Genomic DNA, 13,325 nt, shown 5'->3' on the forward strand with positions numbered 1-13,325 from the left:
ACTCACTCGGGGTACGGCGCTGGCGGACGGACTTGCAATGCGATATGAGCAATGCCGACAGGCTGCGGCGTCGTGATTGGACCTGCGTCTCGATCGAAAGGGCGCTGTACCAGATGAATCTCGAAGAGCCGAACAAGCGCCAGCCGCTCCAAGTCATGTCCGTTACCAAGCTGGACAAGCCAACCCATGTCGGAAGAGCGCGTCGCCTCATCGTTCGGGCAAGCTGGCTGCCGACCGTCATCGTCGATGGAATCGATCGTTTCGGTATTGCGCTTCAGAAAGTTGCAAACGTCCTGCGCTTTGAGCGCTTCTGGACTGAGAAGGTGGCGAACGATCCTCGCGTAGTCGTGGTGCCGACCTTCAACAAGAAGATCGGCAAACATCCGATCTGGAATGTCGCGATCAACTGGATCAACGACAACGCGCCCTCGGGATCGGTGATCGAATTCGGAACAAACAATGGCGGTTGGCTGAAGTATTTCGTCGACCGCTTGCCTTCTACGATCCGTCTAAGCGGTTTCGACTGCTTCGAGGGGTTGCCGGAAGCCTGGGACGGTCTTCCGGCAGGGTCGATCAAGGGGTTCGGGGCTCCGGTGGCGCTTTGGGACAATCAGCCCGAAATGCGCCAGAAAATCATTGACGATGCTGCCCGCGGCGTAGCGTTTCCAAAGCCGCCGCAGCCGAATGTCACAATCGAGTCCGGTCTGTTCAGCGACGCATTACCTCGCTTTCTGAAAGATGAGCGTCTTGACGACTTGCGTCTGGTTCATTTCGACGCTGATCTTTACACGTCGACGCGCCCGGTGCTGGACACAATATGCGGTCGCCTCAAACATCGTTATCTCATCCTGTTCGATGAATTTTATTCGGTGAACCATGAGTTCAAAGCATGGTACGAATTCCTGGCGCTCTACAAGCTGACGGACTGGCGCGTGCTGGCCACCAGCGCGGACGGCTCGCAGGTTTTAATCGAGGTGAACACTCGTGCAGCAGTTGATGCCGCATAAGCTTGCGTCGATCTCATGCAGAAAAGCATTGTCATGTATGTCGAGACTCGGTGGCCTCACATCACATGCACGCCACAAGCGATGTGAATTGTTCTCGTTGTGAGACGCCATCGCTATGATGCAGTCATCAAGGCTTCGTCGTGATGCGTAAGCTCATCGTCTTTATCAGAGGACAGCTTGCTGGGCGGATTCTCTTTTTCTTGGCAGCTACCGGGCTCCAGATCGCTCTGGCCATCGCGATTCTGCCTCTCACGACGATCGTTCTGACTGCGACCGATTTCGGTTACTTCGCGCTAATGATGTCGCTTGCAGCTTTTGTGAATGCGGTCACCGACGGGGGCGGCTCGCTGGCCCTGCACGCCCATTACGGAGTTGCCACGCCGGATGAGCGCCGACCAATGGTGGCAAGCTTTCTGTTGGTCGCTTTCTCGTTGAGTTCGATCCTTTCTATCAGTTTTGTTGTGGTGTGGCCCTTGTTGGTGCCATTCATCATTGGAGCCGACGGAGAAGAGTTTTCTTGGACGATTGTCGTTCTGACGGCAGCTTTGATTCCGTTACGGTCGCTTTCCGTGATGGCAACCTCAATTCTGTCCGTCGCCGGTCGGGCCAACGCGATCGCGGCCCAGATCGCCAGCCAAGCTCTCGGAGCTTTTGCGGCGACGTCATTTGGGTTGTTTATTTTGCATTGGGGTGTTTCTGCGCTATTCGCGGGTGCCGTGGCCGGCCAAGTTGCGTCCCTAGCAGTTGCGGCAGTGGCTCTGGGACGGCAGCCGTGGACCCGGCCGAGTAGGCGATGGCTCGCGGTCGCACGTGATCACGCTCCGACGTCGGCGCTTTCTGGTTTGAGCGATGGTGTGCGCGGCGTCGGCGAAAACAGCGTGATTGTTGGCAGCCTCGGCGTGGCATCCTTGGGCTTCTACAGCCATGCACGGCTTTACTATGGGATGCTTTTGACAACGACGAATGCAGTTTCGCATAACATATGGTCAACGTCCCTTGCCGAGGCGCGTGAGAAGGGCGGGCAGTTTGTGAAAACCGTCTATGTTTGGACATTGGTGCATATCGGACTCACTCTGTTCGGAATTGGTGCCGTATGCTTCGGCGGCGACATCGTCCAGTTGCTTACCAATGGACGGCTAACGCCGGCTGCCGCTATGATCCCCTGGCTGGTCAATCTGTTGTTGATCGGTCTGTCGGGTCGAATCCAGAATGCCGTGGTCTATGCGCAGGGGGGGGCAAAAGCAGCAAACCGGGTGCGGGCAGTCCTTTCGCTGGCTGCTTTGGCATCTTTAGTTTTCGTGATGAATGCCAGTTTCGGAATGGGGGGCGACTTTGCGGGGTTGATCGGGGTGCTTTTGATGGAGGCGGCGCTGTTTCGGTTGTATCTGCGGTGGAAAGCCCGGAAATTCGCCAAATCCGTCGCTTTTCGTGACTGGTGGGTGATTGCAGGTTTGTTGGCCATATCGGCTCTGTATGCAGTAAATCGGCTCTATGAGTGGTCCTTGGCGACACGTTGTGTCGTATTTGGCGTGGCAGTCGCGTCGGCCGTCGTTGTCGAGCGTCGCCGTATCGCATCGCTTCGGCATCTGATCTGAAAAGTTCAAACATATGAGACGGTTTCCCGCGGTTGCCCGGGCAGTGATTCTGCGCGTTGTCGGCTCGTGGAACTAGACATCTTGCCGCCAGAATGGCGCTTGATTGACGCGTCTCAGTTAGGTTATGTGCGACAAGTTTTCATCAGAATTGCCCTGAAAGCCGCAGTGCCCATGTCCGCTGGCCGTCAAAGTCCCTATGTTATCGCTGAAATCGGGTCGGTTCACGATGGCTCGTTTGGCAATGCCTGCCGGCTTCTTGAGGTCGCGGCCGACTGCGGGGCCGACGCGGTCAAATTCCAGACGCATATTGCCGAAGCCGAGACGCTTCTCGATGCGCCGTCGCCGTCTTACTTTTCGGCGGAGCCGCGCGCAGCATATTTTCGGCGGACGGGTTTTTCGCGCGAGCAATGGATAAGCCTTGCGAAGGTCGCCAGGGCGCGAAATGTCGATTTCTTGTCTTCTCCGTTTTCACTGGAAGCCGTCGATCTACTGGAAGATGTTGGTGTCGGCGCCTACAAGATTGCGTCCGGCGAGGTCAGTAATGTTCCATTGCTTGAATATGTGGGCAAGACGGGCAAGCCTGTTTTTCTATCATCGGGAATGAGCAGCTGGGACGAGCTGGACGCGGCAGTCGCCGCGCTGCGTCCGAGTCGCGAACTCACACTGCTGCAATGCACGTCGGTCTATCCATGCATGCCCGAGCAGGTCGGGCTCAATGTCATGTTGGCGATGCAGCAACGCTATCGGCTGCCGATTGGTTACTCAGACCATACGATGGGTTTCAGCGCGCCGATCGCTGCAGTTGCCTTGGGTGCAACGGTGATCGAGAAGCACTTCACGTTTTCTCGCTTGATGTATGGCAGTGATGCCAAGCATAGCATGGAGCCGGATCAATTTCGTCAGCTTTGCAGCGAGCTGAAGGACACCGGCCGTATGATGGCGAATCCGGTCGACAAGGATGATCTTTCGTCCGTGTCGCACATGAAGCTGATCTTCGAAAAGAGCATCGTCGCCGCCGCGGATCTTGCCGCCAACACGATCATCGAGATGCATCACCTGGCGTTCAAAAAGCCGGGCGATGGTATTCCTGCGGCCAAGTATCAGGACTTTGTCGGGCGACGCGTCGTGAAGGCAGTTCGGGCAGACCACAAATTCGTGAAAGAGGATTTCGCGTGAGTCAGAAGAAGATCTGTGTTGTCATCGGCTCGCGCGCGAACTACAGCTCGATCAAGTCCGCGATGCGCGCCATCCAGAACCATCCCGCGCTGGAGCTGCAGCTTATCGTCGCCGCGTCGGCTGTTCTCGATCGCTACGGATCCGTGGTCAATCTGATCGAGCAGGATGGCTTCAAGCCTCATGCGCGCGTGACAATGCTGATCGAGGGCGAAACCCCCGCGACGATGGCAAAATCGACCGGTCTGGGATTGATCGAACTGCCCACACTATTCGAGCAGCTCGCTCCCGACGTCGTTATGACCGTTGGCGACCGGTTCGAGACTATGGCGACGACGCTTGCGGCGGCTTATATGAACATTCCTGTCGCTCATACGATGGGCGGCGAAGTCAGCGGCACGATCGACGAAAGCATCCGACACGCCGTCACCAAGTTTGCTCACATCCATTTTCCTGCGAGCGAAGGTGCGAAGGAGCGTATCATCAGGCTTGGCGAACTGCCGAAGCATGTGCATATGGTGGGATGCCCGCGCATCGATCTCGTCGCTGACATCCTCGCGAATTCGAACGGCAAGCTCAACGACCACCTCTTCGATCTCGGCGTCGGCGAGCGCTTCTCCATCGATGAGCCATTCGTTCTGATTTCGCAGCATCCTGTCACGACGGAATATGGGGCGGGTGAAGAGCAGATCACAATGACATTGGAGGCAGTTCGGGAGCAGGGGCTTGCCGCGATCGTTCTGTGGCCCAATTCGGACGCCGGATCCGACGATATTTCGCGCGGCATCAGAAAGTGGCGCGAGCGGAAGCTCGACGACCGGATGCATTTTTTCAAGAATTTGCCGATCGAAGTCTATGTCAATCTCATGCGTGCGACGGCTTGCCTGATCGGCAATTCTAGCAGCGGTATTAGAGAAGGCGCCTATGTCGGAACGCCCGTGGTCAATATCGGATCGCGTCAGAACATGCGCGATCGCGGCGAGAACGTGATCGAGGTTCCGTATAATAAGGGCGCGATTTCCAAGGCGATCGCAAAACAGGTCGCGCACGGGCGCTACACGATGAATCCGATCTATGGTGATGGCACCGCCGGCATCAAGATTGCCGATATTCTTGCGACCGAACAGGTGGATGTCCAGAAGTGCATCACCTACTGATCGACGAGGCTCGTATCCCCGGTTCGCGCCCATGACGATGGTAGCGCTCATTCCTGCACGTGGTGGTTCGAAGGGGATCGTTGGCAAGAACCTGGCTCTTTGCGGTGGGCGCTCGTTGCTGGATTGGACGACGGAAGCGGCGCTCCAGTCGGGCGTTATCGACCGGACCATTCTCTCGACCGATGACGATGCAATCGCCGAGGCTGGCAATGGCCTCGGGCTGGAGGTTCCATTTAGGCGGCCGGCCGACCTTGCCGGTGATCAGGCGCTGATGCTCGATGTCATGCAGCACTGCCTGGCTGCTCTCCGTAATGAAGGCACGGATGTCGAAGCGCTCGTGCTCCTGCAGCCGACGTCTCCCTTTCGACGCGCTCACCATGTTCGGGAGGCGGTTCAGAAATTTCGTGCGCGCTCTGCGGCGACGCTCGTGAGCGTGGTTCGCGTTCCGCACCGATTCGTTCCGGAAGCGCAGATGCGCGAAGAGGATGGAAAGCTCGTTCCTTATCTCGGCGGCCAGGTTGGTCGCACCCGGCGGCAGGACAAGGAGGTCTCTTACGGCCGCAATGGTCCTGTCGTCCTGATCGTTCGAGGCGATGTGCTGGATTCAGGGATGCTATATGGCAGCCCCACTGTCGCCTATGAGATGGATGAGATTGCATCGATTGATATCGACACGCCGGAAGATCTCCGCTTGGCCGATCATTTGATGAAGACCGGCTACGCATGATGCGACAGCTGATCGAACGTATTCGCCGCACGCCGCTTGCCGGGCCCCTCACTGATGTCGTGGCATTTGGAGCGGCGCCACGCCGTGCGCTTCGGTTACTAGGTGACGTCAGAGCAACAGCCGCTGATGCCGAATTCGTTCGCAGGTTTCCAAAGCCTACGTCGAATGCACCTCGGCTTCTAATCCTCAGCATGACGAACTCCTCCTACAATGCAAAGGTGGAGGGAATGCTCGCATTGGCCATGCGACGACGCGGATGGCAGGTTCAGGTCGTTACCTCGTCGCTTTACACGAATGCGAAACGAATTTTCCGTGCGTACGGGGTCACAGATTTCATCGACTTCGAGAAATTGATTTCTGAAACTGATGTCGTCAGCGCCGGCGTAGCCGAGCTTAATCGACGGAAGAACGATCCCACGGATTTTCAGTCGGTCCTCGAATGGATGTACAGAGATGCGTGGATCGGCCCCCAACTTTTGTCGTCGATCTCCCGTCGGCAATTCGATGGTGCGCCAGACCCACGCGATCCTGCGGTCAGAGAACAGCTTTTCAGCCAGCTTCTTCAGTCGGTTAAGTTTGTGTGCGCCGCAGAGCAAACATTCGCCCAGCGCAAACCGGATCTAATAATCGTCAATGAGCCGAACTACCACGTTCTGGGCCCTTTCGTGGATGTCGCGATTGCGCAGCGCATTCCCACGATCCATTTCATCCAGCCGTCCCGCGACGATGGCCTGGTGCTGAAAAAGCTGACGAGGGAAACACGCCGCATTCACCCCAATTCGATTACGAAACAGACGCTCGAGAGTCTGGTGAGTTCCCCCTGGGGGGAGACGCAGGAAGCCGAGCTCGACGACGAGTTCCAACGGCGGTATGGCGGAGTATGGAAAATCCAAGCGCGCAACCAGCCGGGTACGATCGACATGTCAAAAGGTCAGATCCTCGATGAACTGAAGCTGGACCCGTCGAAGCCTATCGCGGTGTTGTTCTCGCACGTGCTGTGGGACGCAAATTTGTTCTACGGCCGCGATATATTTGAAAATTATGGCCACTGGTTTATCGAGACAGTCAAGGCAGCTGTCGCGAATCCGCGCCTGAACTGGATCATCAAGCTTCATCCCGCCAATATATGGAAGCGCAAGCTGTCCGGCGTCACCGCTGAGTATGGCGAGATGCGTTTGATCAGGGAGCAAATCGGCGAATTGCCGGCCCATGTCAGGGTGTTAGAGGCCGAAACCAGGATCAGTACGCTCTCCCTGTTCAAAGCGATTAACGTCGGCATCACGGTGCGTGGCAGTATCGGTTATGAGCTGCCCTGTTTTGGCGTCCCCGTCGTGACTGCGGGGACCGGACGTTACTCCGGGTTTGGTTTTACCGAAGACCACGACAGTCGGGAAAGCTATTTGGCTACGTTGTGCCACCTGGAAGACTTGGGAGGTATCGATGAGGTACGTACGCATCGTGCTCGCGTGCATGCACACGCTTTATTCGTGCGCCGTCCTTGGATTTTCAGCAGTTTCGAGACCCGCATCGGTGGGGATGTCGCAGATCCGCTGTATCAGAACCTGACACTGAAGGCCGGATCAAATGCTGACATCGGCAAAATCGGAGATCTGGATCGATTCGCGGATTGGGCCACGGCTGCTGACGATCTCGACTACCTTGCTCCGTCGCGCTGACGGGTCGGTGGGTCTTCCCTCGGTGAATTCTGCGTCATGGCTCAGAGCGATACGGGGGGCACTAAGATGAGCGATTTGTCCGTCGTCCATTTGACTCAATCCGATAACGAGGGCGGCGCAAACAGGGCTGCGTATCGGATTCACAAGAACCTTCAATCGATCGGATTACATTCCACGTTTCATGTCGGACGAAAGCATCTCGACGACAGTTCCGTGGTCGCCGCGCACCTGCCGGGCGCAGGCCTGCCGGTGAGCGACGTCATCGCTTACCTGAACGCGCGCAAACTAAGGAGCTATCCACGCAAGCTGGCGACTCCGTTCTCGCCTGTTGGACTGCGATACGGTCAATTGAGCGCCAGGCTGATCTCGGAAGCGGACGTGATTTGTGCGCATTGGATCGCCGGCGCGTTCCTCAATTTCAGGCAGCTTGTGGCGATAAGGAAGCCGATCGTATGGCGTCTCTCGGATATCTGGCCGTTCAGCGGGGGCTGCCATTATCCCGGAAGTTGCGAGCGCTTCGAGCATGGCTGCGGGTCTTGTCCGCAGCTTGGTAGTGACACAGATGAGGATCTCTCTCGCGCAGGCATTGAAGCGAGAAGAAGCGCATTTGCGCGCCTGGACCTGACAATTGCGGCCCCTAGCCGCTGGATCGCCGGCCTGGCGCGGCGTTCCAGCCTTTTCGGCGACCGACGTATCGAGCATATCCCCACCGGGGTTGACCTGAACGTGTTCCGCCCCCGAGACAGAATGGAAGCGAGGCGACGATTTGGATGGCCGGAAAATGGTCAGATTGTCCTGTTTGGCGCACTCGGCGCGACGGAGGATCCCCGGAAGGGGTATGCACATTTCTTGAAGGCAATCGAACTTGTTACGTCGTCCGGACGTAAGGACTTGACGCTCGTGGTCTTCGGCGGAGTGGTGGCCGCTGCGGCAAATTCAATCGGTGGATTCCCGATATATCATCTAGGCCAGGTGAACTCCGAAGAGCTGCTATCTTTTGTATATTCCGCGGCAGACGTGCTGATGGCTCCATTTCTTGAAGATAATCTTCCGAACGTCGTTATTGAAGCGATTGCTTGCGGCACGCCCGTTGTTGCGTTTGAAGCCGGTGGAATCCCGGATGCTATCGAGCACGGGGTAAACGGATATCTTGCGCCGATCGGCAGCGACGCGGATCTGGCGAACGCCCTTCTGATGGCGCTGGACCATCTTGACGATGAATTGCGCGCGTCGGCTCGCAAGACCGCAGTCGAAAAATTTGATATTACAAGCTGTTCGCGGGCATATGGAGCCTTGTTTCGGGATCTGACAGGCGTGCACAGAAAGTCAAATGAGTGATGCAAGGACGAGATGATGCAGGGACAACAGATCGATTGCAGCCAGCCGATTTCCGTCGTGCACGTGCTGAGGACTTATGGTCTGCACGGAGGCGAGCGCCAGCTGGGACGCCTTTTCTCGGCCGAAGATGCGACGCGTTATAGGAATGTCTTTTATTCAATATATCGCAACAAGGCCTGCGACCACTATTATTCGGCGATACCGGGGCTGGAGCAAAAGACCATTTTGAATCTTGAGGCACCGGTATTCCCTTCACTTCGTCGCGAAATGGTGCTGTTGCTTCTGTTGTTGCCAATTCTGCAAATCCGCGTGCTGTATGAATTGGCGAGGAGTGATTGCCGAATTTGCGTCGCTCATGGCATTCAGGCTGCGGCAGCTTGCTGGATCGCCGCGTGGACGGTGCCGCGAATTCGCTTCGTCTATGTTCACCGCGGGACGAAGTCCGAGGCAGGCTCGCACCCTGTCTTCAAGCTTCTGTACCGGCCATTCGACGTTGTTGCCGGCGTGTCTGTTGCAACAGCCGATTCGTTGAAGGCTTTGGTGCGCTCCGGAAAAGTGTTGACGCTCGAGAATGGGATCGATTGGCAAGCATTTGCCAAGGTGGCGGAAAATTGTGAGCCTAGGAAGCAAGCGGGCGTTACGACACTTATCTCTTCGGCGCGTTTATTGCCACACAAGGCTCAGGCGTTCCTGCTGCAAGCCTTTGCCCTTCTCGTGAAGATAAAGCCCGATGTTGAATTGACCGTCGCCGGTGACGGACCCGAGCTTGACAATCTCGTTGCCCTGGCTGCTAGCCTTGGTATTGCAGACAAGGTGCAATTTGTCGGTCATGTTTCCGACATCAGCTGTCGAATCGTGAACAGCGATATTTTCGTTCACGCCTCGGAGGTCGAGGGCATGAGCAACGCGGTGCTCGAAGCTATGACGCTTGCCATTCCGAGTGTTGTCGTTGACGCGCCGGGAGTTTCCGAGTGCCATCTCAATGGCATAACCGGATACATCGTCGAGCGCCGTGCGGCAGCGATGGCCGAGAAGCTTGCCATATTGGTTGATAATGCATCACTGAGACGTCAAATGGGCAAGGAAGCCAGACGTCGTGTGCAAGAGCAGTATTCGATCTCTGCCAATGTCAGGCGCTATCACACGCTCTATGATCAGCTATTGGAGCAAAGCTGATGTGCGGTCTGGTCGGCGGAATCTGGCGTGATGGCCGATTGCTGACGGCCGATGCCGTAGCCGCTGCATTATGTTCATTGGCTCATCGGGGGCCTGACGCCGCCGGCGATTACCTCGACGCCGGCGTGTTTCTTGGTCACCGGCGCCTGAGCATCATCGACCTCGATGCGCGCTCCACGCAGCCGATGCACACCGGGGCGCTAAGCATCGTGTTTAATGGCGAGATTTATAACTATCGCGAATTGCGCGCGGCTCTCCAGGTCCGTGGCTGTGTTTTTCGTACGCAGTCAGACACGGAAGTGTTGCTTGCGGCCTTTGCCTTGGACGGACTGAACGCGCTGCAGACGTTCGAGGGCATGTTTTCATTTGCCATCTGGGACAGAGAGGCCCGGCGGCTAACGCTTGCGCGCGATCGTTACGGCGAGAAGCCGCTGGTGTATCTCGAGGACAGGCAACGGCTTCTGTTCGGCTCCGAGATTCCTGCGGTCGACATCCTCGCGGAAAATAGCCTCGAAGTCGACCGGAGCAATCTGCCGTCGTTCTTTCGATTCTCGTATCTGCCGATTCCGATGACCCCGTATCGGGACATGAAACAGTTGCGCCCGGGCCACTGGCTGCAGCTCGATGTTGACGATTGGGCCATTCGTGAGGGGCGATATTATCGACTTCCTGGTCGGGCGCAGAAGGCTGGCAGCGTCTCGTTTGATGATGCGAAACAAGAGCTGCGACAGAGGCTCGTCACGTCTGTCGAGCAACGCCTGGCCGCATCGGATGTGCCAATTGCCACATTCTTGAGCGGTGGCTTGGATTCCTCGATTGTTTCGAGCATCGCAGCAAAAGTATCCGGCCGGGGGATTGCCGCATATTCCATCGGCTTTCCGAATGACCCCCCTTTCGATGAATCGCCATATGCGAGGATGCTTGCTTCCCGGTATCCCCGCATCGATCATCACGTCATCGATGTCACGGAAGATGGCCTGATGGATTTCACCAATAAGACACTGGCGTTGCTAGGTGAACCTTACGCGGATGCATCCATCATTCCGACAGCATTTCTCTGTTCGCACGTGAAAGAAAAGGTGATCCTCGGCGGCGACGGCGCAGATGAATTGTTTGGGGGGTACGGCGTCTATTCCGCGATGATGATGAGTGCCCGCATTCCCCGTTGGGCCAAGCGTCTGGCTCAGATACTTCCGATACATCGGAACCCGGCAAGTCTCGAAAATCCGATTCTTCGAGCGGCTGCATTCTTTCGAATGCATTTGCGGCCGACAGGGGCAGAGGAGTACCTATCGTGGCGTTCTTATGCGTCCCCGCAGCAAATCGAGAGTTTGGGGTTTGATGTTGGTCTCGCTGAGGAGTCGCAAGCGGATTGGCTCGCTGCCGACTTGCGTGACCTCCACGATATTCTTCGAACGGATATCGAATTCAATTTGCCGGGTGATATGCTCAAGAAAGTCGACCTCGCGAGCATGCAACATAGTCTGGAAGTGAGGCTCCCGTTTCTCGATTCGGGCCTGGTAGAGTTTGCCCTAAGCTTGCCTTCGGAATTCCTGATTAAGCGAGGTGTGCGTAAGTACATTCTGCGAGAGGCGTTCAAAGATGATTTGCCTACCGATATTCTGACACGTGGTAAGAAAGGCTTTCTGCTTCCGATACGCAAATGGATGAAGTCGGGCAAAATGCGGGAGGAGCTGTTGGAGATGGCTAGGAGGCAGACGGTGCTAGATTGGCGATCGATCCAGAGTTTTGCGGATGAGCATCGCTCCGGAATTGTCGATCATTCGCCATTACTCTGGGCAAGCTATGTTCTCCTAAAGTGGGATTTGAAGCATGGGGCGCGAATGACGGCATCACAAAGTCCCGAGAGCATCTTGGGCGAGAGCGCACATCGGGGGGGAGAATGCCAGCGAATTTACCAGGCGCCTGGTTTCTAGGGATGAAAGTTGGCCTTCTAGATGGAACAAAGGGGAAAGCTTTTACTGCGCTATTCATGTTCTCTGTTGCAGTGATCTGGTGCTTCGTCAGATCTACTTACGTGGATAGCGGGAAAACTGGCTTAGCCGAGGACGTCGTCCCGGTAGGTATAAGAATCGGTTTCTTGATTGCGGTATCCCTGCCGGCTTTCCTATTTGTTCTGAGCCGATCTCATCTAGCCTGGCTAGCAGGACTGTCCGCTGCGCTTGGTGCTTTGCCGCGCGTGCCGTTGCTGCCATTCCTATACGACTACGCGCATATGACTGTTTTATTGTGGTCGCTTGTACTGTTCACGGAATATGTGCGTGGCGCGGAAAGGGGGAAGGCACCGCTCCATGCAAAATTGTTCGCACTGTATTTTTTGACTGCGATCCTATCAGCCATTATCAACTACGTTATTTTCGGTAACCTATGGCAGTTGAAGGTCGGGGTCGCATTCTTTCTTCTCTTTGGCCCTGTCTGCTTCCTGATCTATGCGTTAGCCGTCAAGCGCGATGGATGCGTGGCGGATTTCGACCGGCTGCTTGACGGATTCGTGTGGGGTGTATTTGCGCAGGTTGTCATCGCGTTCTTTGCGATACCGGCGCTGATCTATTCGACTCAATATGAAGGTAATGATACAATTCTAGGACTAGGATACTACTACAGATATAAGGCGACCTTTCCTGGCCCAGTATCTCTCGGCTTTTTCTTTCTGACTTCCGTTCCGCTGACGTTGCTCTGGTTACACCGCCGGGGGAGCACATCTTCGATGGCCTCGATATATTTTCAGATTGTTCCTTGGCTGATGATGGCGACGGCGAGCCGGACTGTCCGCATTGCTGCAATCGCACCATTCTTGATGCTGCTGATTTTGAAGGCTACACGGCGGACCATGGTTTTTATGCTGCCGTCAGCCATTCTGGCATACTGGATATGCTTTTCATATGTGTCTCTGCCAGCTGCTTTGACAGTGTTGTTCGGCGGTGCAATTGATCCAAGTCTAAATATGTCCGAGCGCTTTTTTGTGACGAACGATCGCGTTGAGCTGGTCCGAGAGGCAACTCTTCAAATGTTGCATGCTTCTCTTGCGACGAGGCTTTTTGGTTTTGGCCCGGGTGTGGGCGGCTACAGCGCAAGCGGATATCCTATCCCGCACAATATGCTGATGAATCTCTGGGTTGAGACTGGAGTACTAGGTACTGCGAGTTTTTTCGGTTTTCTCGTCACTTTGTTCTGGGCCGTATTTCGCCATGTGACAGCGCTGCAAACTGACCCTGTTTCCGCTCGGCTGCTGGCGATTGGGTTGATTTCATTTGCTCTTGCGAATGCGGCGTATCAGACGAGCTACTGGGGCTATGCGCTGATCTTGATTCTGTTGGTGGTCTGCGGCATCCGCCTATACGACGTTGGTGACGCCAATCCGACTTCCGCCAGCCGGGCTAGTTCTTCGCGTGCCGAGCATCGACGACCTTTCCCATTTCGACTGGGCCTAACTGGCAAAGCTAAGGATGTTTGAT

At 55.9% G+C, this 13,325-nt stretch carries 10 protein-coding genes; all 10 read left to right on the plus strand.

All coding sequences use genetic code 11. The annotated features are described in order from the left end of the window. Positions 1 to 44 precede the first annotated feature (44 nt). Positions 45 to 1,007 (plus strand): TylF/MycF/NovP-related O-methyltransferase, encoded by a 963-nt coding sequence (locus BM190_RS28350; RefSeq protein ID WP_244550755.1) that lies wholly within the window; start codon positions 45 to 47, stop codon positions 1,005 to 1,007. Between the two features lie 143 nt (positions 1,008 to 1,150). Continuing rightward, positions 1,151 to 2,602 carry a lipopolysaccharide biosynthesis protein gene (locus tag BM190_RS28355; RefSeq protein WP_092260973.1) on the plus strand — a complete coding sequence of 484 codons (1,452 nt, stop codon included), beginning with the start codon at positions 1,151 to 1,153 and terminating at the stop codon, positions 2,600 to 2,602. A gap of 66 nt (positions 2,603 to 2,668) precedes the next feature. Further along, positions 2,669 to 3,778, plus strand: coding sequence for an N-acetylneuraminate synthase family protein (locus BM190_RS28360; protein WP_244550756.1), 1,110 nt, complete (start codon positions 2,669 to 2,671; stop codon positions 3,776 to 3,778). Next, a complete protein-coding gene (neuC, locus tag BM190_RS28365; protein WP_038974461.1) occupies positions 3,775 to 4,932 on the plus strand; it encodes a UDP-N-acetylglucosamine 2-epimerase in 1,158 nt (385 codons plus the stop codon). Before BM190_RS28360 ends, neuC begins: the two co-directional genes overlap by 4 nt. Positions 4,933 to 4,963: 31 nt before the next feature. After that, the gene (locus BM190_RS28370) at positions 4,964 to 5,659 is read left to right on the plus strand and encodes an acylneuraminate cytidylyltransferase family protein (protein WP_177237336.1); all 696 of its coding nucleotides are present in this window, start codon (positions 4,964 to 4,966) and stop codon (positions 5,657 to 5,659) included. A 227-nt stretch (positions 5,660 to 5,886) separates the two neighbouring features. After that, positions 5,887 to 7,335, plus strand: coding sequence for a hypothetical protein (locus BM190_RS28375; RefSeq protein ID WP_143109099.1), 1,449 nt, complete (start codon positions 5,887 to 5,889; stop codon positions 7,333 to 7,335). A 66-nt stretch (positions 7,336 to 7,401) separates the two neighbouring features. Further along, positions 7,402 to 8,673 carry a glycosyltransferase gene (locus tag BM190_RS28380; protein ID WP_177237337.1) on the plus strand — a complete coding sequence of 424 codons (1,272 nt, stop codon included), beginning with the start codon at positions 7,402 to 7,404 and terminating at the stop codon, positions 8,671 to 8,673. Positions 8,674 to 8,688: 15 nt separating this feature from the next. Continuing rightward, positions 8,689 to 9,849: a glycosyltransferase gene (locus tag BM190_RS28385; RefSeq protein WP_177237338.1), complete on the plus strand. Its 1,161-nt coding sequence runs from the start codon at positions 8,689 to 8,691 to the stop codon at positions 9,847 to 9,849. Next, positions 9,849 to 11,786, plus strand: a complete 1,938-nt coding sequence (gene asnB / locus BM190_RS28390) for an asparagine synthase (glutamine-hydrolyzing) (protein ID WP_092260986.1) — start codon at positions 9,849 to 9,851, stop codon at positions 11,784 to 11,786. Before BM190_RS28385 ends, asnB begins: the two co-directional genes overlap by 1 nt. Next, positions 11,753 to 13,324 carry an O-antigen ligase family protein gene (locus BM190_RS28395; RefSeq protein ID WP_143109100.1) on the plus strand — a complete coding sequence of 524 codons (1,572 nt, stop codon included), beginning with the start codon at positions 11,753 to 11,755 and terminating at the stop codon, positions 13,322 to 13,324. The genes asnB and BM190_RS28395 overlap by 34 nt, the downstream gene beginning before the upstream one ends. Position 13,325: the final 1 nt, after the last annotated feature.

This window comes from Bradyrhizobium sp. Rc3b (assembly GCF_900114915.1).
GTDB lineage: Bacteria > Pseudomonadota > Alphaproteobacteria > Rhizobiales > Xanthobacteraceae > Bradyrhizobium.

Coding starts and splice junctions, on each gene's coding strand:
- asnB (WP_092260986.1), top strand. CDS start 9,849: ATGTGCGGTCTGGTCGGCGGAATCTGGCGTGATGGCCGATTGCTGACG.
- BM190_RS28395 (WP_143109100.1), top strand. CDS start 11,753: ATGCCAGCGAATTTACCAGGCGCCTGGTTTCTAGGGATGAAAGTTGGC.
- BM190_RS28380 (WP_177237337.1), top strand. CDS start 7,402: ATGAGCGATTTGTCCGTCGTCCATTTGACTCAATCCGATAACGAGGGC.
- BM190_RS28355 (WP_092260973.1), top strand. CDS start 1,151: ATGCGTAAGCTCATCGTCTTTATCAGAGGACAGCTTGCTGGGCGGATT.
- BM190_RS28370 (WP_177237336.1), top strand. CDS start 4,964: ATGACGATGGTAGCGCTCATTCCTGCACGTGGTGGTTCGAAGGGGATC.
- BM190_RS28350 (WP_244550755.1), top strand. CDS start 45: ATGAGCAATGCCGACAGGCTGCGGCGTCGTGATTGGACCTGCGTCTCG.
- BM190_RS28375 (WP_143109099.1), top strand. CDS start 5,887: ATGCTCGCATTGGCCATGCGACGACGCGGATGGCAGGTTCAGGTCGTT.
- BM190_RS28385 (WP_177237338.1), top strand. CDS start 8,689: ATGCAGGGACAACAGATCGATTGCAGCCAGCCGATTTCCGTCGTGCAC.